The 23,362-nt window shown below is 62.1% G+C and carries 21 protein-coding genes; 10 read left to right on the top strand and 11 right to left on the bottom strand.

The genetic code is table 11. The features are described from left to right. Positions 1-109: 109 nt before the first annotated feature. Entirely contained in the window at positions 110-1,435 is a 1,326-nt protein-coding gene (locus CGZ66_RS34060) for an NAD(P)/FAD-dependent oxidoreductase (RefSeq protein WP_095091038.1), read from the top strand. Positions 1,436-1,476: 41 nt separating this feature from the next. Here the strand turns inward: CGZ66_RS34060 and CGZ66_RS34055 are convergent, their stop codons facing one another. From CGZ66_RS34055 to CGZ66_RS34035, 5 genes are all read right to left on the bottom strand, one after another. Next, entirely contained in the window at positions 1,477-2,847 is a 1,371-nt protein-coding gene (locus tag CGZ66_RS34055) for an FAD/NAD(P)-dependent oxidoreductase (protein ID WP_095091037.1), read from the bottom strand. Then, on the bottom strand, positions 2,844-3,146 hold the full coding sequence (locus CGZ66_RS34050) for a (2Fe-2S)-binding protein (RefSeq protein ID WP_095091036.1): 303 nt from the start codon (positions 3,144-3,146) through the stop codon (positions 2,844-2,846). Before CGZ66_RS34050 ends, CGZ66_RS34055 begins: the two co-directional genes overlap by 4 nt. Then, positions 3,143-5,128, bottom strand: coding sequence for a hydantoinase B/oxoprolinase family protein (locus tag CGZ66_RS34045; RefSeq protein ID WP_095091035.1), 1,986 nt, complete (start codon positions 5,126-5,128; stop codon positions 3,143-3,145). The genes CGZ66_RS34050 and CGZ66_RS34045 overlap by 4 nt, the downstream gene beginning before the upstream one ends. A gap of 4 nt (positions 5,129-5,132) precedes the next feature. After that, entirely contained in the window at positions 5,133-7,211 is a 2,079-nt protein-coding gene (locus CGZ66_RS34040; RefSeq protein ID WP_095091034.1) for a hydantoinase/oxoprolinase family protein, read from the bottom strand. Positions 7,212-7,300: 89 nt separating this feature from the next. Continuing rightward, positions 7,301-8,206: a LysR family transcriptional regulator gene (locus CGZ66_RS34035; RefSeq protein WP_095091033.1), complete on the bottom strand. Its 906-nt coding sequence runs from the start codon at positions 8,204-8,206 to the stop codon at positions 7,301-7,303. Between the two features lie 112 nt (positions 8,207-8,318). Here CGZ66_RS34035 and CGZ66_RS34030 point away from each other — a divergent pair, with 112 nt between their 5' ends. From CGZ66_RS34030 to CGZ66_RS34010, 5 genes are all read left to right on the top strand, one after another. Beyond that, positions 8,319-9,437 (top strand): NAD(P)/FAD-dependent oxidoreductase, encoded by a 1,119-nt coding sequence (locus tag CGZ66_RS34030; RefSeq protein ID WP_095091032.1) that lies wholly within the window; start codon positions 8,319-8,321, stop codon positions 9,435-9,437. A 505-nt stretch (positions 9,438-9,942) separates the two neighbouring features. Then, positions 9,943-10,227: a hypothetical protein gene (locus CGZ66_RS34025; RefSeq protein WP_095091031.1), complete on the top strand. Its 285-nt coding sequence runs from the start codon at positions 9,943-9,945 to the stop codon at positions 10,225-10,227. Beyond that, positions 10,220-11,179, top strand: coding sequence for a hypothetical protein (locus tag CGZ66_RS34020; RefSeq protein ID WP_095091030.1), 960 nt, complete (start codon positions 10,220-10,222; stop codon positions 11,177-11,179). The genes CGZ66_RS34025 and CGZ66_RS34020 overlap by 8 nt, the downstream gene beginning before the upstream one ends. A 44-nt stretch (positions 11,180-11,223) precedes the next feature. Then, on the top strand, positions 11,224-12,177 hold the full coding sequence (locus CGZ66_RS40470; protein WP_206073833.1) for an HNH endonuclease: 954 nt from the start codon (positions 11,224-11,226) through the stop codon (positions 12,175-12,177). Between the two features lie 48 nt (positions 12,178-12,225). Continuing rightward, positions 12,226-13,284: a hypothetical protein gene (locus CGZ66_RS34010; protein ID WP_095091029.1), complete on the top strand. Its 1,059-nt coding sequence runs from the start codon at positions 12,226-12,228 to the stop codon at positions 13,282-13,284. A gap of 10 nt (positions 13,285-13,294) precedes the next feature. On the opposite strand, the gene CGZ66_RS34005 is transcribed toward CGZ66_RS34010, so the two are convergent. From CGZ66_RS34005 to CGZ66_RS33995, 3 genes are read right to left on the bottom strand one after another with little or no spacing between them, the layout of a single operon-like run. Continuing rightward, on the bottom strand, positions 13,295-13,777 hold the full coding sequence (locus tag CGZ66_RS34005; protein WP_143748936.1) for a hypothetical protein: 483 nt from the start codon (positions 13,775-13,777) through the stop codon (positions 13,295-13,297). Then, positions 13,774-15,705, bottom strand: a complete 1,932-nt coding sequence (locus CGZ66_RS34000; protein WP_095091027.1) for a MobA/MobL family protein — start codon at positions 15,703-15,705, stop codon at positions 13,774-13,776. Before CGZ66_RS34000 ends, CGZ66_RS34005 begins: the two co-directional genes overlap by 4 nt. A 1-nt stretch (position 15,706) precedes the next feature. Further along, positions 15,707-16,063, bottom strand: a complete 357-nt coding sequence (locus CGZ66_RS33995; RefSeq protein WP_095091026.1) for a hypothetical protein — start codon at positions 16,061-16,063, stop codon at positions 15,707-15,709. 288 nt (positions 16,064-16,351) lie between these two features. Here CGZ66_RS33995 and CGZ66_RS33990 point away from each other — a divergent pair, with 288 nt between their 5' ends. Together CGZ66_RS33990 and CGZ66_RS33985 are read left to right on the top strand one after the other, a co-directional pair. Next, a complete protein-coding gene (locus tag CGZ66_RS33990) occupies positions 16,352-16,666 on the top strand; it encodes a hypothetical protein (protein WP_143748935.1) in 315 nt (104 codons plus the stop codon). Between the two features lie 6 nt (positions 16,667-16,672). Then, a complete protein-coding gene (locus CGZ66_RS33985; RefSeq protein WP_095091024.1) occupies positions 16,673-18,793 on the top strand; it encodes a DotA/TraY family protein in 2,121 nt (706 codons plus the stop codon). 73 nt (positions 18,794-18,866) lie between these two features. Here CGZ66_RS33985 and CGZ66_RS33980 read toward each other — a convergent pair whose 3' ends face one another. Next, positions 18,867-20,069, bottom strand: a complete 1,203-nt coding sequence (locus tag CGZ66_RS33980) for an ATP-binding protein (RefSeq protein WP_095091023.1) — start codon at positions 20,067-20,069, stop codon at positions 18,867-18,869. Between the two features lie 321 nt (positions 20,070-20,390). Between CGZ66_RS33980 and CGZ66_RS33975 the strand changes: the two genes are divergently transcribed. Next, positions 20,391-21,173 carry a hypothetical protein gene (locus tag CGZ66_RS33975; protein WP_143748934.1) on the top strand — a complete coding sequence of 261 codons (783 nt, stop codon included), beginning with the start codon at positions 20,391-20,393 and terminating at the stop codon, positions 21,171-21,173. 86 nt (positions 21,174-21,259) lie between these two features. Here the strand turns inward: CGZ66_RS33975 and CGZ66_RS33970 are convergent, their stop codons facing one another. Beyond that, positions 21,260-21,610 (bottom strand): DUF2958 domain-containing protein, encoded by a 351-nt coding sequence (locus CGZ66_RS33970; RefSeq protein WP_095091021.1) that lies wholly within the window; start codon positions 21,608-21,610, stop codon positions 21,260-21,262. A gap of 275 nt (positions 21,611-21,885) precedes the next feature. Here CGZ66_RS33970 and CGZ66_RS33965 point away from each other — a divergent pair, with 275 nt between their 5' ends. Continuing rightward, complete coding sequence (locus CGZ66_RS33965; RefSeq protein ID WP_095091020.1) at positions 21,886-22,467, top strand: hypothetical protein; 582 nt, start codon at positions 21,886-21,888, stop codon at positions 22,465-22,467. 145 nt (positions 22,468-22,612) lie between these two features. On the opposite strand, the gene CGZ66_RS33960 is transcribed toward CGZ66_RS33965, so the two are convergent. After that, a complete protein-coding gene (locus CGZ66_RS33960) occupies positions 22,613-23,089 on the bottom strand; it encodes a hypothetical protein (RefSeq protein WP_095091019.1) in 477 nt (158 codons plus the stop codon). Positions 23,090-23,362: the final 273 nt, after the last annotated feature.

The raw sequence follows: 23,362 nt of genomic DNA, 5'->3' as shown, positions 1-23,362 counted from the left end.
ACTCCCGATTTCAACCGGGCTGCCGGAATAAAATTCTGCTTGGGCCTCAACTGCGGCAGCGGCTGCCTGCGCAACGCGCTAGGATTGGCACTTCAAACGTAGAGGGACCATGCGCGCGCCGCTGCAGCAAATCGAGACATCCGGCGAACTGCCCAAGTCCGCGGACGCGGTGGTGATCGGCGGCGGCCTCGTAGGTGTCTTCGCGGCCTACTATCTGGCCAGGCGCGGCATGAAGGTCGTGCTTGTCGAAAAGGGACGCATCGGCGCCGAGCAGTCCTCCAGGAACTGGGGCTGGTGCCGCCAGCAGAATCGTGACGCCCGCGAACTGCCGATGGCAACCCGAAGCCTCGATCTGTGGGACTGCTTCGCTGCGGAAACCGGCGAGGACACCGGCTTTCGCCGCTGCGGCCTGCTCTATCTCAGCGACGACGAGGCGGAACTGGCCGGCTGGGCGCGCTGGCGTGACTTCGCCAGGACGGCCGGCGTCACCACGCACATGCTTGGCGGCGCCGAGGCCAGCGAGCGGGGCCGCGCCACGGGCCGGACCTGGAAGGGCGGTGTCTTCTCGCCGACCGACGGCACAGCCGACCCGTCGCGCGCCGCGCCCTCGGTCGCCCGTGCCATTTTCAAACTGGGGGGCTCCGTGCACCAGAGCTGCGCCGCGCGCGGTATCGAGACCGAGGGCGGTCGCCTGAGCGGCGTGGTCACCGAAAGCGGAGCGATCCGGACGAAGCTGGCCGTCCTGGCCGGCGGTGCCTGGGCCTCCTCTTTTTGCCGGCAGTTCGGCTTCCGCTTTCCGCAGGCGTCGATCCGTTCCTCCATACTGTCCGTCTCGCCGGGTGCTGAAGGTCTGCCGGATGCGCTGCACACGGCAAGGATCTCGGCCACGCGTCGCGGCGACGGCGGCTACACACTCGCCATAAGCGGCCGCGGCCGGGTGGACGTGACGCCGCAGCAGTTGCGCTTCTCGCCGCAGTTCCTGCCCATGTTCTTGAAGCGCTGGCGCAGCCTCGCACCCGGCGGTCTGCAGGGCATGCGCTCGGGCCACGAAACGCTCGGTTGCTGGCGGCTCGACCAACCGACACCGATGGAGCGGATGCGCATCCTCGATCCGGCCCCGGATCAGGCGACCATCCGCCTGACCCATGCCCGGGCGCTCGAACTCCTGCCCGACCTCAGAAAGACCAGGATCAGCGCGGCCTGGGCCGGTTACATCGACAGCACGCCGGACGGCGTGCCCGCCATCGGCGAGATCCAAACGGTGCCGGGCTTCTTCCTGGCTGCCGGATTTTCGGGACACGGCTTCGGCATCGGCCCGGGCGCCGGTCACCTCGTCGCCGATCTGGTGACCGGGTCGGAACCGATCGTCGATCCGAATTCCTATGATCCCCGGCGCTTCGACGCTTCAGCCTGGGGGAAGGTCGCCGATTTCTGAGACGTGATCCATGTCTTCCTGGTGTGGACTCCGGAATTGCATCAGCCGTCCCGGAGGAAGGCACCGACAGGCGCCGGCCGGACAGGCGCCTGTCCGCGGAACCGGCCGACAGCGTCGGCCGCACAGCCGGCCTGCGCCGCCACGAGTTCGACGGCAGCCAACTGGCAGTAGCGCCCCTGGCATCGCCCCATGCCGACGCGCGATAGCGATTTCACCCTGTTGGCCTCGCCGCCGCCGAAATCCACGCTCTGGCGTACGGCTCCGGCTGTCACGTTCTCGCAGCGACAGACGACCGCCTCATCGGGAAGTGCCCGCGCCATCGCTGCCGGCCAGGGAAAGGCGTAAGCCAGGCCGCGGGCAAAGCGCTCGAGCCGTGCCAGCTTGCGCAAATCGACGCCGGTGGCGGACGCAGGAATTCCGAGATCGGCAAGGCATGCCGCAGCCGCGAGACGCCCAGCGATCTCCGCGCCATCCGCTCCCAGAAGACGAACCCCATCGCCGGCAAGGTAGACTCCGTTGCCGGCACGACCCATCTGGTCGGTCCTTGGCAGCCATTGCCGCCATTGCTCGTCATAGGTGAAGGTGCATCCCACAAGGTCGGCCAGATGCGTCTCTGCCCGCAGGTGCCAGCCCATGCCGATCATGTCGCAAGGGGTGCGGTGCTCCCGGCCGCCGGGGTCGCGCCAGCGCATCGCCGCGACACCTTGCTCGTCGGCCTCGATCCGTTCGAGCGTCACATCCGCATGGTAGCGGCCGCCGAGCCTTGCTCGCAGGACCATGCCGCGCAGCGCAACCAATGGCCGGGCAGCAAGTCCCCAGACCGCCCCTCGCATCTGCTGGCGCCAGGGCGAGGTGTCCAACACCGCCGCCACATCCGCTCCAGCCTTGACCAGTTGGGCGCCGACCAGCGTCAGCAGAGGCCCCGATCCCATAAGGACGATCCGCCGCCCAAGAGCGACGCCCTGCGCCTTGAGCGCGATCTGCGCCGCGCCAAGGCTATAGACGCCGGCATTCTGCCAGCCGGGAACCGGCGCCACTCGGTCGGATGCGCCGGTGGCAAGGATCAGGCGGTCATAGCCGATCATCTGCACGCGGCCTTCCCCCAGCACGTGCAGCCGACCCTCCTGCGCTGCGATGACCGAACTCGCCGCGCAATGGGTGAGCCGCCCTTCCTTGGCCAGCCGATCGAAGAGCATATGCAGCGCGCGCGCCTTCGGCGCTTCCGGCCCGTAGAGCTGCTCTGCCGTGCGGGTAAAGCCGGCAGGGGGGCGGCGATAGATCTGCCCGCCCGCGCAATGCCCTTCGTCGATCACCACCGGGTGAAGTCCGGCCTCGACCAGCGCCGCAGCGGCCCTTATGCCGGCTGGACCGGCGCCCACGATCACGACCCGCTGCGATGAGGTCTCGCTCACGTCCAGCTCTCCGGCTGCGTTGTGTGCAAACGCATGCCCTGGGTGACAAATGCCGAGCACGCCCTTATACGCGGTCCCTCGTCCTGCCACACCCAGCAATCCTGGCAGGCTCCCATCAGGCAGAAGCCGGCCCGCGGCTCGGGTCCGAACTCGGATTTTCGCAACGCGTGCCCTGACGCCAGCATGGCTGTCAGCACGGTGTCGCCCGCCAGAGCACTGCATATCTGCCCGTCGAGAAAAAAATAAACCTCGGCCCGGTCGCGCTCGGCCAGCCGGACGATGCGGCCGGCCGTGATCATTCCGCTGCCTCTCGCACGGGACGAGGACGCGGCAGTTCGGGGAACCGCTCGCAGGCCGCATCGAACGCCGCCTGGACGCCCTCCGGCCCCGAACGTCCCTTCATGCGGCGGAAGATCTCCGTCTTGGCGAAGAACCGCCAATGGATCGGCAAGTCCCTCAGTATGGCGGTAAGCCGGTCATAGGCCGCTGGGGTCCACTGCGCTTCGTAACCGTCGCGCTCCGGACCGAAATGGAAATGGCCGGCGGCTGGCCCCTGGCGTGCGCGCAGCCTTTCCGTCGCTTGCTCGTCGACCTCGCCGTCGCGGATGACGACGCCATAGTCGCGCTCGGCAGCCGTTGGCGAGACATAGCCGCGCCGGACGTCCTGCGCGACGCGCCAGGGCTCGCGCTCATGCGGATCGCCGCGCCCGCCGCCTCCGGCGGAGCGGATATCGAGCACGTCACCAGGCTGCAGAACCGCCGTGTCGATGTTGCCCAGTCGCCGCTCATGCTCGGTCCCCGGATTGACGACCATATCCGACAGGCCGGCCGCCTTGCCGCCCAGCACGCCCCAGGGACGAAAGAAGCTGCGATCCCGGTTGCGCGCCGTGATCCTTGAGTCGGGGGCGAAGACACGGAAGGCCATCTCGGTCGCCAGGCCGCCGCGCCAACGGCCCGCACCGCCGCTGTCCCTGGCGAGCCCGTATTTCACGAATTCGACCGGGGTCTCGGTCTCGGTGATCTCGATCGGCGTGTTCTTGAGATAGGCGGCATCGGCGCCCGACCCATTGGTCCCGTCGCGATGCGGCATCGCGCCACCGCCGCCCACGACGGGATTGACCGCGGCGATGACGGTCCGGCTGGTCCGCTCGTCCGTGGTCATGACATTGACGATGCAGTTGTTGCCGGCGGGTGCCGCTGGCAGGCGGTCCGGCACCCCTTGCGAGAAGGCGCCGAAGATGACCGACCGCAGCCGGGCGCAGGTGAGCGAGCGCATGCCCACGGCGGCGGGGTATACCGGGTTCAACACCGAACCCATAGGTGCGATGCAGGTGAACGGCCGGGTGAGGCCCGTATTGAGCAGGATCTTCGGGTTGATCGTGTAGAGCACATAGTAGACGCCCACCAGCAGCATGGTGTGGCGCGGGTCGCCGCCTGAAGGCACGTTGAGCGAGGAGCCGAGCTGCGGATCGGAGCCGGTGAAGTCGAGCACCGCCTCGTCGCCCCTGATCGTCAGCGTCAGCTTCAGCCGGCAGGGATTGGCCTCGACCGAATCCTCGTCGGCATAGTCGGCGAATTCCCACGTCCCGTCGGGCATGGAGCGCAGCACGTCGCGCGCCTGCGCCTCGGCATGGTCGAGAAGCGCGGAAACGCCTTCGATGAAGCCGGCCTTGCCGAACTTCCTCACCATCGCCTGGATCTTGCGCTCGCCGGTGTTGAGCGCGCCGACCAGCGCCTTGATGTCGCCTATGTTGAGGTCGGGCTTGCGCACATTGGTGCTCATGATCCGCAGGATCGTCTCGTCGAAGACGCCCTCGTTCACAAGCTTCATCGGGGGAAAGCGGATACCTTCCTGATGGATTTCGGTCAGCGCCCGGCTGAGCGAAGCCGGAACAGCCCCGCCCATGTCGGTGTTGTGGATATGCCCTCCTGTCCAGGCGACGATATCGCCGTCGACGAAGACCGGCTTCCACAGATGCGTGTCGGGCGCGTGCGTGGCGACGTGGCCGGAATAGGGATCGTTGGTGAACGCGACGTCTCCCGGCCGGTAGTTGTCGACCATCGCGATAGCGCGGTGATACGAAAGCCCCGGATACCAGGTGGCGCCGAGGTCCATCGGCACGGCGAAGGTCGCGCCTGAACGGTCCATCAGCATCACCGTAAAGTCCTGCGTCTCCTTTACGAAGGCGGAGTGCGCGGTGCGGTGCAGCGTGTGGGCCATGTTCTCGGCGGCCGCGCGGGCATGATTCGCCAGAACCTGCAGATTTGTCCGGTCAAACATGGCATCACTCCGGGAAGGTCAGCAGAAGGTTGAGGTGACGGTCGACCCTTGCCTGCGCTCCGGCGGGAATGGCGAAGGTGGTGTCTTCCTGAACGACCACGGCCGGCCCGCGGAAAGTGCTGCCCGGCAAAAGGGCCTGCCGGTCGTGGAGGTCGACGGTTTCGAGGCTCGCGCCTGTGTAGACCGGGAGCCGGCGCGCCGGGATGGCGGCAGCGCCGATCTCGTCGCTCTCTGGGAAGGAAAGTTTCGGCCCCTCGCCTATGGCGGACAGCCGGACATTCACAAGTTCGATTTCGCCATCCGGGTCGTGGAAATCGTAGAGCCGCTCATGGGTGCGATGGAAGGCCTCCTCGATGGCACCCGCGTTGCCACCCGTCAGCCACTCCTGCAGAACGACGACCTCGATCTCATAACTCTGCCCAACATAGCGCATATCGCAGGAGAGACTGAGTTCCGCCGCCCCATCGTGCCCCTGCGCCGCAAGCCAGTCGCGACCCTCACGCGCGAGGGCCTCGAAGACCTCGCGAATTCCGGCGAGCGACGTGCCCGACAGCGGGCTAAAGATGGTGCGAATGAAGTCCCCGCGCAGATCCGCCACCAGCCCACCCAGCGCCGACACTACGCCGGGGCGGCGCGGGGCCATGACACGCTTCATCCCGAGTTCGCGGGCAAGGAAGGCGCCGAGCATGGGGCCGCCGCCGCCGAAAGGCATCAGCGTGAAATCGCGCAAGTCCACACCGGCGCGCGAGGCGAGCTTCTCGACCTCGACGAACATCTCCGACACCGCGATGTCGAGGATCGCCTGCGCGGTCTGCTCGACTGGACGGCCGAGGCGGGCGGCAAGTTCGCCGATTGCGCGATGCGCCAGTTGGGTATCGATCCTGAGCTGGCCATAGGCCATCTCGCTGTGACCAAGCCATCCACACACCACCATGGCGTCCGTCACCGTCGGCCGCTCGCCGCCACGGCCATAGCATGCCGGTCCTGGCGTCGAACCGGCCGACTCCGGCCCGACCCGCAGCACCCCCTGTGCGTCGACACTGGCGATCGACCCGCCGCCGACGCCGATCGAGCTCACCGACACGGAGGGGATATGGAGCGGAAACTCGCCGATCAATTCGCCTGTCCCGAACTGCGCCTCGCCGCCGATGATAAGCGCGAAGTCGGCCGAGGTCCCGCCAATGTCGAGGGTAAGAACCTTGTCCTCTCCGGCCTGACGCGCCAGCCACGAGGCGCCGATGACGCCGGAGGCCGTTCCCGAGAGCAGCATGTTCACGCAAGCGCGCTTGCCTTCGGCAGCGTTCATCAACCCTCCGTTCGACTTCGTCAGCATCGGGCGGGCAGGCACGCCGCGGTCCTTCAGTCTCTCTTCCAACGCAGTCAGATAGGACGAGACGCGCGGATGGACATAGCCATTGAGGATGGCGGTCGAGCTGCGCTCGTATTCGCGGATGACCGGCCATACCTCGGCCGAGGAGAAGACGAAGAGGTCTGGCGCGAGACGCGCGATCGTTGCCTTGACGGCGGCCTCCTGCGCGGCGTTGCGCCACGAATGGAGGAAGGAGACGATGATCCCTTGCGCCCCGTTCGCTTTCGCCAGTGCCACCGCGTTGGCCACCGCCGCCATGTCCGGTGCCTGGGATTCGCTTCCATCGGCACGCATGCGAACCGGAATGCCAAACACCATGTCGCGCGAGATCAGCGGTTCCGGCCGCGCGCAGAACAGCGAATACATGTCCGGCATTCGCAGCCGTGCGAGTTCGATCACGTCCTCGAAGCCGGCATTGGTGAACAGCGCCAGCGGCGCGCCCTTGCGCTGGATGATCGTGTTGATGCCGACCGTCGTGCCGTGCACGAAGCGCGTCATGCGCCCAGGATCAAAGCCTTCGCGTTCGGCCAGAAGGGTGAGGCCCGTCATCAGCTCGGCGCCCGGATCTTCCGGCGTCGTCAGCACTTTCAGCGAGGCGACCCGACCGGAACGGGCTTCGAGCGCGCAGAAATCGATGAATGTCCCGCCGATATCGACGCCGACCTTCCAGTCGGCCTCTTTCCGCGCCCCATTTACCGCGATGGCACCGTCCATGATGCGTCCCTTCCTGTCTGGCGACCAAAACTGGCACGAGCGGACGGTCATGGTCCAAGATGGATGAGAGGCAAGGATATAAGTCTTGCTTATGCTTTGGCGCGATGTTCGCCGAGGACCACCGAACAGGCAGCACGGATTTGCTCGCGCATCATCTCATCGGCCCGCGAAAGTGGCCGTGTGCGCGAGGTCAGCAGCGCGATCGGAAATTCCGGCCCCGCCGCGAGCGGCCTGACGGCAAGCCCGGCGAACTGGTGCCACGGAAGCAGCGCGTCGACGAGGCCGATACCCAGACCGGTCTGAACGAAGCCGACCGCGGAGATGGACACGTCGATCTCGAGCGACAGCGAAAGCGCCACACCCTGCGCGCGGGCCGCATGGGCCAGTTCGTCGGCGGGACGGGTGTTTCCGCGATAGGATATCAATTCCTCGCCGGCGAGATCGGCGAGCCGCAGCTCGGTTTTCCTGGCCAACGCATGCCCTATGGGCAAAAGGCATGCGAATCCGACGCTGCCGATCACTTCCGCCTCGATATCGGGAGGCAGACGGTCGTCCATGGCCACGCCGAGGCTGGCATCGCCGGCGCGCAGCATGTCGATGATCGCGGCGATCGGGGCCATATGGGAACGTAACAAAATATCGGGATGCTGCGCCCGGAATCCGGTGAACGCGCGCGGCAATATCGCCATGGCCGGCGGTGGCGAAGCCGCGACCCGGACTAACCCAGTTCGGCCCAGACGCAGGTCGGTGGTCTTGCGGCGCAAGCCCTCGAGCCCTGCCGACAGCCTCTCGGCATCGACGAAGATCTCCAGCGCCTCAGGGGTCGGCCGTAGCCGGCCCTTCACCCTCTCGAACAGCGTGAAGCCGAGTTCGTCCTCGGTGTGGAGCAGTATCTGGCTGAGCGCAGGCTGGGAGATGTTCAGCATCCGCGCCGCGGCGGTCACGGTGCCCGCGCGCATGACGGCGATGAACACTTCGAGCTGCCGGGCCCGCATTGCCACTCCATAGGTAAAGCTTATGGCTCTTGTCCAAACGCATCTTTGACGCAACGCCGTGGCGCGGACAAGATCGGCGTCTTCAAAGGATCATCTGCTCAAGGAAATAACTATGGATGTGATCGTGCTGGGCGGCGGACTGATGGGGACGGCTTCGGCCTATTTCCTCGCCAGGCGCGGGGCACGCGTGACGCTGGTCGAGCGCAATCGGATCGGCACCGGTGCAACCGTCGCCTCCTTCGGCAACATCCGGCGCACCGGGCGCCATCTCTCCCAGCTTCCATTGGCCCAACGTTCGCTCAGGCTGTGGGGCGAGGCCGAAAGAATGCTTGGCCGCGACGTGGAATTCCGCGCCACCGGTCATATCCGGCTGATCTTCGATGAAGGCGGGCTCGCAGACATGCGGACCTATGCCGAGGCGGCGCGCCCCTGGGGCCTTGAGCTAGAGGAACTCGGCCCGCGCGAGATCCATGCCCGCTTTCCCGGCCTCGGTCCCGAAGCGATCGCGGCGTCGTTCTCTCCGCAAGATGGCAGCGGCAATCCGCGGCTGATCGCACCTGCCTTTGCCGAGGCTGCCCGCAAGCTGGGCGCGGAAATCGTCGAGGGAGCCGAAGTCGGGAAGATCACCAGCACGGGCTCCGGTTTCCTTGTAGCCAGTTCAAAAGGTACATTCGCCGCCGGCTGCCTGCTCAACACCGCCGGAGCTTGGGGCGCGCGCATCGCCGCGCAGTTCGGCGAAGAGGTCCCGCTCGACGCCCGCGGCCCGCAGATGGGCGTTACCGAGCCCGTGCCACATCAGGTTCTACCGGTGGTGGGCATCTGGACGCGCGATAAGCACCATGGCGCCTATCTGCGTCAGGTCGAGCGGGGCAACATCGTCTTCGGCGGCGCCGCCGAAAGGGTGGCGGTTAACCTGGATCCGGGCCATGCGAACGCCGACCCCATGCGCCTGCCGGTGCAGTTGCGCGCCGTCGCGCGGCTGCTGCCGGCAATCGCGCAAGTCGCGATCATCCGTACATGGTCCGGCTGCGAGGGCTATGTGCGGGACATGCTGCCGGTCATGGGACGCTCGGCGACGACGCCAGGCCTGTTCCACGCCTTCGGCTTCAGCGGACACGGCTTCCAGCTCGGCCCGGGCGTGGGCGACGCCATGGCCGAACTCATCACCACCGACCATTGCGAAACGCCGCTCCACGATTTCAGGGTCGATCGCTTCGGCCGCGCCGCCTGAAGAGCAGCAGCCTAAAGAGCACAGACGGGCCTTTTGACGAGTAGCCGGTACAGCCGTGGCACGATTTCCACGCCCGGCCCGAAGACGTGCATTTGCGGCCAAGGTAGAAGATTTCGCGACCTGACGAGCGGTTGTACATGTCGCCACCTCGCCAAGCGACGCAAGCCCCGCGCGCTATCGATCACGAACCCCCTCGCCTGGTACTGAGTGACCGATTCTCAGGGACCGACGGGGTTCGAGGCCGAAAAGCGGCGTCGAAATGAACCATAAAATACAATGAAATCAAATGTTTAAAATGTTGGTGGGCCCGGAGGGACTTTGCGAGTAATCCGCCCTTAAGTCGTTGATTCTAAAGCGCGAATAGCGTTGACCGAAATCGCCAGAATCAAGAAACGTACACCTGATTGGTGTACGCAAGGGTGTACAGCGCCAAGGATTCCGTTGTCAACAATTGAGAAGCGAGGGGGAATCGGTCAGAGATCGCGCAGGGCGGAGCGAGCGAACAATGAGCGTCAATTGGGGCGAAGATGACTTGGCGAGGCTTCTGGCTCTTGAGCACGCCTTTCATGCGCTTGCCCTGCTGTCAGCAAGCAACTACGCCCATCTCGCGGGAACCACACCCAGCGCCGCCGTGAAGCAGTTCCGGGAAGCTATCGAAGGCTCCGTCTACGATAGCGGACAGGCTCCGAAGACCGTACAAGTGCTCATGAGCAAGCATCTGAAGAAGATGTTCGACCACGTGGCCGCAATGGCTGTCCACGCGGACCAAGGATTCATAGGTGATGAGTGACATCTACGAGAACGCCATCGCCTCGATCAGGCTTGGTATCCAGGATTTTCAATCCAACGACGAACTTCGGCCGATAAGCGCGCTGCGGAATTTCTATGCAGGGGTGCTACTTCTTGGAAAACAGTGTCTTTTGAATGCTGCGCCAGACGACGCCGACCCCATGGAAATCCTTGCATCGAAGTTCGCCCCAATTTTGGACGACGACGGCGAGGTAGCATATGCAGCGAAGGGCCAGCAGACTATTGACCTTGCGGAACTCCGTGAGCGCTTCAAGGGTTTCAAGCTCACATGGCCTGCTGGCGACATCAAAGGCCTCCAGAAGCTCCGGAATGACTTTGAGCACTACCACTCTGCAACGCCGAAACCAGCGATACGACAGGTGATAGCCGATTGCTTTCCTTTGGTGGAAGGATTCTTCGCAATACTGGAGAAATCGCCCAAGGTTGAGCTTGGCGACACGTGGGATTTGATGCTTGCAGAACGCGCGTTCTTCAGAAAGCTGAAAGACTCGTGCAACGCGACATTCCAGGAAATTCCCTGGTGGCCAGAGATTGCTGAACGCGATGATATCTCGTGCCCGAACTGTAGATCGTCGCTCGTTTACCAGAAAGACGACACCAACGACGAGCCAGGTGACATTGAGGGATGCTGCAAGGCATGCGGCGATGCTTTCTCAGCAGAGAAGACCGTCGAGATAATTGTGCAGGCAGGCTTCGGCATTGATGACTACATGGCTGCCAAGGAAGGGTTGGAGCCGACGATTCACGACTGTCCTGAGTGCTACAACGCCACATATGTGGAAACAGGCATCACCGTAAAATGTTTCTTCTGCGGCTATGCGGTGGGCGGCGACTGCGCGAGGTGCGGTGAGTCACTTAGTATAAGTAACAAGTCTGTCAACAATCCCCGACTCTGCGACTACTGCGATCACATGTTGTCGAAGGACGACTAGGTCCTGAGATCCAGACCGAGCGCCCTCTAACGGGAAACAGATTCGTGGCCAAAGAAGAGGCAGATACCTGGGAACTCGACGAACCAGCGGCGCGCACCCACACCCCTCCAGGTTGGCCGATCAAAGTGATCGAGTTCAGTGCAAGTGGGAAGGCACCAAAGAAGTATGGACCGAACACCTATCGGTTCGGAGCTTCCCTCACGCTGAGCGTGATTCTTCCTAGGCGGGGCTGGTCGCTTGTCAAGCAGACAAAGAACTACGCCTACTTAACACCACCCGCAGATCAGCTAGGGCCCAACTTCCGGATCTCAATAGCAGTTCCACCCGCTTCGGAATGCTTGGCCATCGCGCGCAGGTGTCACGCTCGTGGCGAATCTTGGGCATACCAACTTGGCGAGTGGCCGGCATGGTATCTCCATGAGCGAAATCGCGACATGCGCCGCTTATGGCGCGACCCGGTGACAGGAGAGATGACATCGGAGTTGCATCCCGCCCCGCCGGAATCCAGCCTTTCCATCGGTCAGTGGGGTATCTGGGAGATGCACGTCACTGGGGTCTCTGGGGACTTCGTGATCGGACGGATCCCTCCCACTACGGCAACGGGTGGCGGTCTGGGCATCCCTGTCGGTGTCCTAACCGAAGGCGAGCTAAAAACGGTTGAACTCACGAAATACGAACGCAACGCCGAAGCTCGACGTGAGTGTATCAAGCACTTCGGCTACCAATGCCAGGCATGCGACCTCAGCTATGAGGATAGGTATGGCCCGATTGGCGCCGACCTAATCCACGTTCATCACCTAACGCCTCTCTCGGAGATCGGCGAAGTCTATCAGGTCGACCCGATCCGCGATCTGGTGCCGCTCTGCGCGAATTGTCATCACGTCGTGCATCGCCGGAACCCGCCGTATTCAGTAGCCGAGCTGAGAAGTATGATCACCGAGCAGGCAAAACGCACCTTGGCGAGCCTGGACCTTGCAGCGACCAGCGAATATTCTTGAACAGAAGCAATAAGATACCGATTTACGACTACACTGGAGTTCCCCTGCATGGCTGACGATAGCGAACCCATCACCGTTGATGATTCCGAGCAGCCTACGACGCTGCCAACCAACGTTGGCATTAGCCTCAGCGGCTCGTTTGAGAGCGAGGACAAAGCTCGCGAGTTTGCATATCGAGTATTAGGGTCGATGAGGGTTCTCGGCAGATCGATGGACCTCAGCGGGGTCGATGGCGTTACCATTTCTGGGGACTACCATGAAGCTTTGGCCGCCCTCGATCGCGGCATTGAAGGCCTCCGACCTTTGACGGCCTCCACCGACGAAGACGGCGTAATCGGCATAGCAATGGCACCAGCGGTTCTAAGAGATGGAAAGCTCAAAACCCACTTGGTCTTTCACGTCCACGCGCTCCTCGGCCTTGCAGAACCTGAGGCCGAATTATTCCCGCTGGCTGTCCATACCCTTGCACACGAATGCGCTCATGCGATGCTGCATACAGCATTCGACAAGCGATTTCCGAATGTGATTTTACGTGAAAGCCGCTCGAACTACTTCGACCGTTTCCGACTAGAGGTCACCGATGCATGCTGGGAAGAATACGGCGCTACGCGGGCGAGCGCAGACTGGGGTGCAGACCCGACGGACGGTTATGTCAGCACGTTCGTCAAGGCACTCTCGGAAACAGGCCAATCGGCGAATGAATTCATTTTGTCCTATCGGACACATGGCGACATCGACCAAATTCTTGCAGAGGTCCCGCCGCTATATGGCAACCTCATCAAATGGGCGTCCTATCTGATTGGAACGATGCACGGCCTCGATAAGAAGATCGCTGATCTTCCCGAATTGGCCGAAGCACTCAACGGTCATTGGTTCTCCGAGTATTTCGAAAAGCTCGAAACCGCTTATAGGAAACTCTGGGAACGGCTTGGCGAATGGGATGAGCGGGCCGAATTCGATCCAATCGGTGACATCGCGATCGACGTTCTCGAAAGGGGCGGAATAAAGCTGATCAAGACCTCCCCTGACGACACCAAGGTCGAGATTCCTTTTCGAACATGGAACACCCCTATGGGCGGCCTGCTCAATCTAATGGGGCGGTTCTAGTCGGCCAGCGTCAAAACCTTTTCAGGGAGCGCATCCCCCGGCCGGGCATCCGGAACTCCTCGGCGAGGGTGGAAGGCATGCACACGTCAGGGCCATGCGCCGCCTGCATACGGACACGGGACAGGATAGCAAGGCCTTCGCGACGCCAGTTGCGGAGAGCCTGACGACGGTTTCGGGTGACTTCCATGAGGAGGCGCTGCCAGTCGTGCGGCTCACGGGCGCGGAGCTCGAAGAACGCCTGTAGAGCGTGGTCTTCCGCAATCCGGGTGTCCGACCCGAGCCACTGGCACCATGGCAAACCGTGGCGGCGAACTTGACGGAAGGCCTTCCCGTCGAAGCTGCCGACGGCCTCGGTTTCGTCGGAGGCAATCCAACAGGCAATGGTGGTATCATAGCGGGAGAATTCCGGGTGCGGTCTGCCACGGGCGCGGGCGGAGACGTATCGGCGAAGTGCATGGGTTTCCCCGTCGCTATCGAAGGAGTCGCGGCTCAACGCGGCCCCCACTTGGCTTCGTCCTCGGCTGCAACACTAGCGTCGTATCGGGCCTGTCGCCAAGCCTCCAGTTCTACCTCGGACTCCGGTCGGATGTCAGGTGCAAGCCCCTCGACAGCCTTGCCGCGCTTCTTGTCCTCGCGCTCGCGCGCAGCACCGCCGAAAGCACGGAATTGCGGGAGCGCAGCAACGACTTCGGCCTCCGGCTTTCCGACAAGTCGCCCGCGCTGCTCGTCGTCCAGGTGCAGCACGATGAAGTCCAACAGTTCGCGATCGTTCGTTTCCAGACGAGTGAGCGCCGCAGCATCGCCAGCAGCAGCCTCAAGCACCAAGGCGGCGACGGCTTTATGATTCCTGATCGCGTTGAGCTCGTCGCCTTCGGAGCGGGTGCGAGAGCGGTCGGCTTCGAAAGCCCTCCGGACATCCTCGGATGGCTTGTAAAGCTCGCCGGATTCCTTGTCGTAGACCGTGACACCCTGTCGTTGGGCTTCGGTCCATGCCGAGTCCTTGAAGGCCCTGTCGCCGAAAACCTCGATCTCCGATCCCCATTCGGCAACGGCTTTTTCCACCATCGCCCTGACTGCTGCCTCGGAAGCGGCCGGGCCATGGATTCGAAGCTCGTCCCCAAGATCCTGGAGCCTGCAATTTCCGATCGTCACCCAAACACCGTCCGGTGCCTCGGTAATTCGGGTGTAACCACGGCTGCGCCAGCGGTCGGCAAGGCTTTCCACCTGGTCGGCGGGGAGGCTTGGAACCTCATCGGGCCTGCGGCGCTGGCGGAGGCCGGAGCCTCGCCGTTGGATGCTCCTCAACTCCTCCAGGCGCTCGATGTCGTCAATGTCGTCGGTAGCCTCTAGCGCGGTCGCAAGGGCATCGGCCTGTCCACGTTCGCCATATACTTTGGCGATACGGCCCCTAACCTCGACATGCCCGCCGTCTCGGGTCGCGATCCTGGTCAGGCCGGGAGTGCTCGTGTCGATGAAGTGAAGCGATGCGGCCCAGCCCTCCATGCTCGGCAAGTCCGGGAAGCGCTCCTTCAGAAGCCTCGCCTTGAAGTCCGCCTTGACGCGGGGACGGATGCCCTTGCGGGCCTGGTGGGTCGGGTTCGTTGCCATGATTTCCTCCTCGGTTTTCGTGAGCTCGTTCTCAGCAATTCTTACGCTGCGCATGCTTGAAACAAGGGCGGTGCGGCGGTCGTGCTTCCGACGACGGGTGACGGCCTTCTTCCGGCCTTCGCCGATGCTGGACTCGGGCTCGCGATCATGCAGCCCTCGATCGGCGTTGGAGCGGTGGTCAGCACGGCGGGCGCTGCCAGCGGCTTCCAGGAATCGATTCATGATTCCGGCGATACGCTCGCGCTCAACCCTCAAGGCATCACCGCGCTCACCGCCGTGACGCCCTCCGGACTCGAACATACTGGTGAGTGCCGCGTTGCGGGTTTTCGCGAATCCAGACTCCTGCGTCGGGTCAAGGAGCCGCGTGGAAAGCATCACATGGAAGTGGGGCTGCTCCTCGCTGTCAGCCGCGCGCGGACGGTGATAGGCGACGTCGACGATCGCGCCAGCAGCGACGTATGGAGCGACGGCCTGCTCGATGAAGAGGCGGCGATCTTCTTCAGGAATATCGCGGGGGATCGTGATGAGGACTTCCCTCGCGACAACGGCGTCCTTCCGCTTCTCGGCAGCCTCAACGCGGTTCCATAGCTCCGCGCGGTCGTGGACCCACGCGGGCGCGTCCGGAGGCGCGACGATGAAAGAATCCTCGGCCTTCTTTTTTGTGTAGTCGAAAGTCTGACCGATGCGGTGATCTTCGAGGCGGCTGGCGGAGCGGTATGCGGCAGCGGCCACGGCGGAGCGGCCTGCGCTCCTTTGAAAAACGGAAACGCGGACATTGAAAATCGCAGAGTCGGGCGGGAGGGAAGTCGTCATGTCAGTCCAGCCAGTGAGCACGGCTCTTGCGCAGCCAATATGCCGCGACCAACCGAAGGATTTCCTGCTGGTCGTCGTCCTGCTCGTGCGAGTAACACGAACGGAGATAGGCAGCGCTCGCCCGCCCGTAGCGGGTGAGCGGCGACGGCGTGATGCGCATGCCTGACAAGCAGTCGTCCAGGTGCGTAGTGCCGAAGGGGTCTTCGGCCGTCGCCCGCTCCAGAAGTTTCAACTTCTCTTCGGTCGTAAGTTCGCCCCATAGGTCGGCAAACGGATTGTCGTCCGCCGCCTCGACATAGGCGAACGGATCATCCTCAAGCCCTGGAGCGGCGGTCGCGTCGTGAATCTTCCTGCTCATTGAATCGTCTCCTCCTCGCGGTGCGTCTCCGGCCCGGTAGGGCGCGATGCGTTGGAACAACGCTTAATCGCGCCCTTAGCAGGGGGCCGTCTCTGTCGGCTTCCCGTACCCATGTTTGGGTGCGCTCTTGCGCTGTGCAAGGCCTCGACAAATCATTGAATGAGAACGGGATTTCCGGGAGGGGATTTCGTCAAGGCAGGGCTGGGGACTTCAACAAATTTGGCCTTCGGATTTCTCCGGAGGCGGTTTGCGAATCCGCCGGCGGAGATGGCAACGGGAGAAAATTGGATGCTCGATCTTTCAAAAATTCGGGAACGGGAAAAGGGCCTGCTCCAGCGCAAGGCGAAGCTGGAATCGGACCTGGTGCGACTGAAGGCACAGGAAAAGAAGGCTGCGCGGAAGGACGACACGCGGCGGAAAATCGTCATCGGCGGCGCACTGTTCGCCGCGATCGACGCGGGCGTGATCCCGAACGAAATAGGCAGGAAACTCGTCGGCAAATTCGTCGCGGAGCGGGACAAGAAAATGTTCGACGGCTCGCCGCTGGCGGCTGATCAAGAGGCGGCGGTTTTGCCGATGCCTGACGGTGATCCGAGAGAGTGAGGCGAAATGAATCCGACCTCCGATCCGCTCGCCACGTTGCCTGATTCGGATATCGTCTGGAATCTCATGGAGGCGCTGATCTCGTTCGATAAAGCGAGCGGGTTCTCGGTCGCGCTCGGGACATTTTCATCGACGCTGCTGGTTCTTGGCTCGATGTTTCTGGGCTGGCACATTATCGTCGGGATAGTGTCATCGGCGTATTCGGGGAAGGTGCTCGGCGAGCGGTATCATCAAATTTGGGCACCGCTGCGCGTCATCCTCGGGTTCGGGATGCTCGTGCCGATCCCGCTCATGAACGGGTTTTCGCCCATCCATGGGGTCGAGCGGCTGGCGTTCCTGGCGGGCGTGAACATGGGAAACGCGACGGCGAATTCCGCCGTCGAGTATGTCGTCAAAGACGGCCATCCGCTGACGCCGATTTCGATGTCCGGACGGGCGCTCGCGAAGCAAATTGCCGTGTCTGAAGTGTGCTCGGCAATCCTCGCACAGGCGTACCAGCGGACCTCCGCTTTCGTCGGCGAAGGGGCTCCACAGTCGCCTCCAGCCGCTGGCGGCGGCATCGTCGTAAAACCAGGAAGAAAGGCTTTCTGGCCATGGAATGACGACGCGCCTCCGACCGTCGAAGGAAGGATCTGGGACTACGGACAGGCATGCGGCTCGGTCGCTTTCTCCGCTCCGAAGACCGACGAGTTCGGCAGCTTCGGCGAGGACAGGAGAAAGGCCGTAGAAGCGCTCGTCGGACAGGTGCGCGCGATCGGTATTCCCGCGCCGATCGCCGAAGTTCTCAAGAAGAGCGGCACGTCAGAGCGGTTCGATATCTCGAAGCCCTCACCAGACCTGTCGCATATCAAGGAATGGGTTTCGAGCAGCTACCTCGTCTACAACCTTGCCGTTCGGCTGAACGAAATCGGCGACGGTTTCGACACGGCCGTTGCTGCCAGCGCCGCGAAAAACGCGGCAAACGAGGACAGGGACTCGCGCCAGAAGATCGTCGAAGGTGTCCAGCAGCATGGCTGGTACCTGCTCGGTTCGTACTATCGCATGCTGTCGCGGGTTTCGGAGAAGTCGGCGTCGTATGCGGGCGAAGCGCCGAAGTACGTCGCTCCGAACCCGCAAGCATGGGGCGGGTACCAAAATGAAGTCTCCGTCGCCGTGGCGCTTGTCCAGTCGCAACTGAGCGCTGAATCATACAAGCTCGTCGTGTCCGGAGACGATCTCGCCGCTGTCGGCGAGGGAGCGGGCATTCTCGCCACTGTGACGAACGCCATTTCCGAACCCGTCCTGGCCTACCTGACCCGATACGATTCCTTCCGTCCTGATCCGGTCGGCGACCTGATCAACATCGGCAACAGGCTGCTCGGCGGCTCCGAAATCGGCTTTACGGCCGCGCTCGGCGCGACCAGCCTTGCATCCTTGACGTCGGCGGTGACGCAGACGCCACAAAAGGTGGTTGAGTTCGTGATGGTGCCGGGATGGTGGCTGATCGGCGGCGCTTTCATCGCCGGCGCGATCCTGACTTACGTGCTGCCTATGATGCCCTACGTTTTCCTGACCTTCGCGCTCGTCATCCTCGGAATTGAGATCATCTCCTTCGCCATCGCGGGGCTTCTGTGGGCACTCATCCATGTGCGCATGGACGGTGACGACTTCGTCTCTCCGGCGCAAACGGCGGGCTATCAAATCCTGTTTTCACTGGTGCTGCGGCAGCCGATTACCGTGCTCGGGTTTCTGGGCGCTCACACCATCTCGGTCGCCGTTTTCAACGCCTTCCTGCTGACCTGGAATTTCGCTTTCATCGGGAGTCAGGGCGCGTCGTCGATCGGCATCGTCGGCGTTCTCATCGGTTTCGGGATGATGATCTACATACAGTGGCACATCATGCTCCGCTTGTTCGGGCTCATGCTCGAACTGCCGCCGCGCGTCGCCGCAATCATGGGCCATCACATCCAGGGCTGGGGAGAGACGGAGCATGGCAACACGGTCATTGCCGGATCCGCGGGCGGCATCTCGACCAATGGACGTCTGCCGACGCCGATGCCGAAAGGGCCAAACGGTCCGAAGGACGGGAAAGCCTCCGGAGGCAAGGGCGCCAGCATCGGCGGTGTCACGCAGAAGGCGAGGACATAGGAAATATTTTCGGCGGCATGTTGCCCCGCAGCCGTCAAAGGTCGCGGGCAAAGCATTGACCACGCCACTCGCCTTAGCCCGACAGAATGAGGCGCTGGCGAATCCGCTCTTTGATGTCGTCCGGCAGGTCAATGTCCTCCAGAGGTTTGTTCGCCCCACCGAAATAGTGCGATGCGCCGAAGAGCTCGCGCTGAATTCTGAGCGCGGTCTCAATATCGATTTCCAGAACTTCCGCGAGTGCCTGGATAGTAAGAAACCGACCCGGCCATTTCACGTCTGCCCTGTTGGAAAGAGCTGTAAGCGTCGTCCTGGAAAAGTTAAGCCCCGTTGGATGAAACGCGTTCTCGTGCATGGCTTTGATATCGCGCGACAAACTCGTCAGGGTCCGCTCGATATTCTCCAGCCTTTTGATGCCCTGCTCCAGAACCTCTTCATTTGGGGACTTCATCCTGTAGGTGCTGTGAAAATCCTTGAGATAGTATGTGTAGGTTTTCTGATGTTGCTTGCCGTCCTCGTCAGTGTAATGGAGGTGAACGTCCATGCGATCATCCAGATGCCCCTGCAAGAACTCAAACCCTGCGCCAAGGAAGTTTCTCGTCTCACCGGAATGAATGATCCGGAAAGGCTCGGTGTAAGGTCGGTCGAACCCGCCCGGCACCCATTGCTGTACGATACTTGTATTTTCGATGCCCTCAATCTGGATCGAAACATCGAAAACATGTCCCAGTCCGTCATTCTTAATCGAGAATGAGACTCTTCCGCTTTCGAACGTGATCGAAAGGCTGGCTCCGCTCGGCAAAGTGGAGACTCTTCGCCGGATATCCTCCACTTCGAAAGGGAGCAGCGGGTCAATCCGAAAGAGGCGTCGCGCATAAAAGCGCTTGTCGGCGGCCTGATGGGGCGCGTTCCGCGACGGAGGCACATCAAGAACCAGAAGGTGCCCGATTTCCACGTCGATGCGCTCAATCGAAATTTGCAGGCTTGGCGCAATGCGTGATAAAAGACCGTCCTCCAGCCATGTTTCGTTTCTCGATGGATCCTGAATCGGACGAATATCCGAAATTCTCCGATCGTTGTCCTCTTCAACGCCGATGATGAGGGCGCCGCCTATCGCATTCGCAAATGCCGTCAATTCTTTCGAAAGCGTCTCAAAGACTTTTTCGTTCTTCTGCTCGAAAAGCCTGGATGATTTGTATTCGAGCGTTGCACCTTCGGCGTCACCCCGCTCTTTCATCTCAAGAATGTCGTCAATTGTACGCGGTCGAAAGTAGGTCATCCACCTGTGTCCGTCTGCTCGACAAAGCGCAATTAACTGTGTGACTTTGCCATATAATTCGAAGAGGCACGCCAACACCAGCGGCTTCCCTGTCAGTCTACCCTGCCGAAGTGACAGCGCCCACCGTCAAGCTGTTCGAGATGCGCATGCCCATTCTGGCTTTCTCGCGCGGGACGCGCCCAGTTCATCCGTGAACATAGGAATCGACGACTTTCTGACGGGAGCGGCTGAGTTGACTAAGATCGCTGGAAATATTTCGGGGGCCGTATGAGTGCAGTTTGGCGAGGTAGGGTCATTGACTGGAAGGAGCCGAAGTTCTGGATGCCGACCGTTTCTCGTTGGGTCCGTCCCTTTCTGAACGAGCGTGGTATCCGACACCTGCAACGGATGGGCGAGCAGGATATTTGCTGGGACGATTCCGATTGGCTGAAGAAGACCCAAACCGTGCTTCAATTTGAAGTCGAATACGTCGTGGAGACTCTTGCCGACGCTCTCTCTTTTGCGACGGCACGCACATTTCACGGCTGCCGCACGGATGATGCTGGCACGTATCACAGGATTGGAATCCGACGAAACGATCCGGCCGTTCTTGCCGACGAGGTCAGACGTATCGTGAGCGAGGAAGACCAACTCGCATATCTGCGGCCAGCCATTGAACAACGCCTTCGGGATTTCGATAGTGAGGATCGCGATACGGGCCGACTGTATCTCGTGATGGATGATCGGGGGCTGACGAACAGCGCTGGCCACTACCTGCTTTACGGCAGCGAGTGGATTCAATGCGTGCTCGGATTTGAAGCGCATGGATCGCTTCGACGGCGAGGAGTGCCAACCATTCTTGCCGTTGATCTGCCACTCAGCATGGTAGCATCGCATGAACGGGAGCAGCTTGCCAAAGCACTGCTGCAGGAGTGGACGCGGATCAAGGTCAACAGGCCGGACTGGGTGCCGGAGCTGGATTTCACCTTCTGCCTGCGCGCAGAGATTCCGGGGTCGATGATCGTCAATCACTTCCATCCGGAGGTCATCTGCGACCCATTCTACCAGAATATAAAGCGCCGCATTGGCCGAATGAGCTGCCGAGGTTGCAAGGTCGGCCCCTGAAGCCGACCGTCGAACCCTAGTTTAGCAATCGACTGCTCCAGTCGAATAATGATGGTATTGCTCGCCATGGATTGGCCGCCCTTGTCTTATGGTTTGGAGGGTATTTTCCCAGTGAACCGGATTTCGGGGGCTGTCTCGCTAATCGCCCGGGTCGGCCGGAAGTCGACGTCGACGTCGAGCAGCCTGCCCGCTCGGCTGCGATTGTAGCAGAGTTCGGGAATGCTGACCCAGCCGAGAAGTGGCATTGAGCCGTCAGTCGGGATGAAAACGCCAAAGGCCATGGCGTGATTTTGCGGCGAGATCTCTGAGAGCAGCCATTCCGCTCCTGTATCAAGCGAAACGATTTTGACTACGGGCAGACGATGTAGTCGGCCGCCGCTTTCCTCGCTTGCCCGGCCATTTTCGAGCATCAAGTCTTGTTGTGCTTTCGGGATCATTTGCCTTGTCTCCTGACCTCACCAGCGAGGCCGTGCGACCGACAAGGGAGGGCGGGAAGGCGGGCCCTGGCTCCCCGAAGGGGACGCGGAGCGCTCGGCCATGGGCGCGCCTGCCCGCCTGACCAGGGCCGCACAAAACGGCCTCTGGCGAGGTCTGGAAAACAGACAGGAATCCCGATCTCAACGGAATGCTCGAAACGGCAGGAAAGGATCGGCTTTGAGTCCTGCGGCGGACGGGCTCATCCTTGTCGGATCGATAAAAAGGGGGAAGGCTCATGCTCAGGAAATTCATCGCGGCGACACTCGCCGGAACGGTACTCATGTCCAGCGCCGGCGCTGCCTGGTCGCAAGATCCGCGGTTCATCTTCCGCTATCGCGCGGGCCTCGTCCTGCCTGTCGACGCCGACGTCGGCACCCCCGACAACGGCGGCGATGATGGTGACCCAGACGACGGCGGAGATCCAGGACAGACGCAGTATATCGACATCGAGCTCAACAACGGCTGGCACCTTTACTGCCCAGCCTCGGGGACGACTACGGCCGCTTCGCTAGTGCACCTGGTTGGCACGCCGATCACGTTCCAGGTTGATGCCGACACGATCTATACCGCGCCGGACGGGAGCGGCCCCGGCGGGGTCTTTATCTACTACGACGCGTCGGAGCTCCCGGACATTTACGGCTTTGAAGCGTACCTGGATCCCGAAACCTTCGGCTGCACCGACGAGTGGGGCGGGGTCGCCGTCCTTCCCGGCTGGTCGAAGGCCGACCGGGATTCGGCCGTCGGGAGCAGCTGGGGCGGAGCCGTCAGCGGTGTCAGTGTCGGGGGAATGACGTTTATTCAGAGCCCGCCGCACTAGCCTGCCGCGCTACAGCTGGATTGCCGTGACCATCCACCACAGAAGGAGAGCGCTGCCGCCGAAAAGGAGGCTGATTTCGGTGAGGCTTCTTGCTAGCGGCCTCTTTCGCTGTTCAGCTCCGGCGGCTTTCCATTTTTCAAGAATCTTAGGCATGATGATCTCCTAAGCGGTCATCGAGCCCGCTTTCCATGAACAGGGATGCCGTCAGGTGATCGGCCATGTAGCCCACGCCCTCGCGGCGTGTCGAAGCGAGAATTTCGCGCCAGTCCATGGTTACATGGCGGCTCGCCTCGCTACGAAATGCCCGCCAGCGCTGTGTGGTGAAACGGCCAATACCGTCCGATGCCTCCAAGCTTTCGGCCAGCAAAGCGCCGCAAATTTGCATGAGAGTTGGACACAGCCAGAGGACGACTCTTGACCTGTCCTCCAGATCGGCGCGGGTGATGTAGACAGGATTAATCTCGATCGTCGGGCCGTCGTCATGCGCAATGCCACGGATTGGCAACGCGTAGTCCTCCCCGCTCTCGACAACGGCAAGAAACCGCCAGCCGTGCAGGAAAGACAGGGAATCTGGTGCAGCTGACGCGGAACCCCGGCCTGGGAAACGGACAATGTTTGTCATAGGAATTTCCTCTTTTCAGGGGAAGAATGTCAGAAGCCCCTCGCCGCGTAGGTGAGGAGGAGGACCATGCCGCCGCAGAAGATCACGACGGCGATGGCGAGTTCCATGGCGGTTTGCGCCGTGGCCTTCAGGTAAAATTTCAACATGTCGTTCTCCTTTTTGACGTGTCTGAGGTCTTTGAAAATCGGGTTACACCCCCGCGTTCCACCCGATTTTCGAAGGCCTCCGGCACAGCGGAGAATGAGTCCGCCATGCCGATTTCGGATCTGTGAA

This window comes from Mesorhizobium sophorae, from assembly GCF_002270415.1.
Taxonomy (GTDB): domain Bacteria; phylum Pseudomonadota; class Alphaproteobacteria; order Rhizobiales; family Rhizobiaceae; genus Mesorhizobium; species Mesorhizobium sophorae.
The sequence above is the reverse complement of the archived record's forward strand: the minus strand, read 5'-3'. Positions and strand labels throughout refer to the sequence as shown.

Bases quoted from the DNA above. Each gene is read 5' to 3' on its own strand.
- CGZ66_RS34060 (WP_095091038.1), top strand. From the start codon at position 110: ATGCGCGCGCCGCTGCAGCAAATCGAGACATCCGGCGAACTGCCCAAG.
- CGZ66_RS34050 (WP_095091036.1), bottom strand. From the start codon at position 3,146: ATGATCACGGCCGGCCGCATCGTCCGGCTGGCCGAGCGCGACCGGGCC.
- CGZ66_RS34045 (WP_095091035.1), bottom strand. From the start codon at position 5,128: ATGTTTGACCGGACAAATCTGCAGGTTCTGGCGAATCATGCCCGCGCG.
- CGZ66_RS34040 (WP_095091034.1), bottom strand. From the start codon at position 7,211: ATGGACGGTGCCATCGCGGTAAATGGGGCGCGGAAAGAGGCCGACTGG.
- CGZ66_RS34035 (WP_095091033.1), bottom strand. From the start codon at position 8,206: ATGCGGGCCCGGCAGCTCGAAGTGTTCATCGCCGTCATGCGCGCGGGC.
- CGZ66_RS34030 (WP_095091032.1), top strand. From the start codon at position 8,319: ATGGATGTGATCGTGCTGGGCGGCGGACTGATGGGGACGGCTTCGGCC.
- CGZ66_RS34025 (WP_095091031.1), top strand. From the start codon at position 9,943: ATGAGCGTCAATTGGGGCGAAGATGACTTGGCGAGGCTTCTGGCTCTT.
- CGZ66_RS34020 (WP_095091030.1), top strand. From the start codon at position 10,220: ATGAGTGACATCTACGAGAACGCCATCGCCTCGATCAGGCTTGGTATC.
- CGZ66_RS34010 (WP_095091029.1), top strand. From the start codon at position 12,226: ATGGCTGACGATAGCGAACCCATCACCGTTGATGATTCCGAGCAGCCT.
- CGZ66_RS34000 (WP_095091027.1), bottom strand. From the start codon at position 15,705: ATGACGACTTCCCTCCCGCCCGACTCTGCGATTTTCAATGTCCGCGTT.
- CGZ66_RS33995 (WP_095091026.1), bottom strand. From the start codon at position 16,063: ATGAGCAGGAAGATTCACGACGCGACCGCCGCTCCAGGGCTTGAGGAT.
- CGZ66_RS33990 (WP_143748935.1), top strand. From the start codon at position 16,352: ATGCTCGATCTTTCAAAAATTCGGGAACGGGAAAAGGGCCTGCTCCAG.
- CGZ66_RS33985 (WP_095091024.1), top strand. From the start codon at position 16,673: ATGAATCCGACCTCCGATCCGCTCGCCACGTTGCCTGATTCGGATATC.
- CGZ66_RS33980 (WP_095091023.1), bottom strand. From the start codon at position 20,069: ATGACCTACTTTCGACCGCGTACAATTGACGACATTCTTGAGATGAAA.
- CGZ66_RS33975 (WP_143748934.1), top strand. From the start codon at position 20,391: ATGCCGACCGTTTCTCGTTGGGTCCGTCCCTTTCTGAACGAGCGTGGT.
- CGZ66_RS33970 (WP_095091021.1), bottom strand. From the start codon at position 21,610: ATGATCCCGAAAGCACAACAAGACTTGATGCTCGAAAATGGCCGGGCA.
- CGZ66_RS33965 (WP_095091020.1), top strand. From the start codon at position 21,886: ATGCTCAGGAAATTCATCGCGGCGACACTCGCCGGAACGGTACTCATG.
- CGZ66_RS33960 (WP_095091019.1), bottom strand. From the start codon at position 23,089: ATGACAAACATTGTCCGTTTCCCAGGCCGGGGTTCCGCGTCAGCTGCA.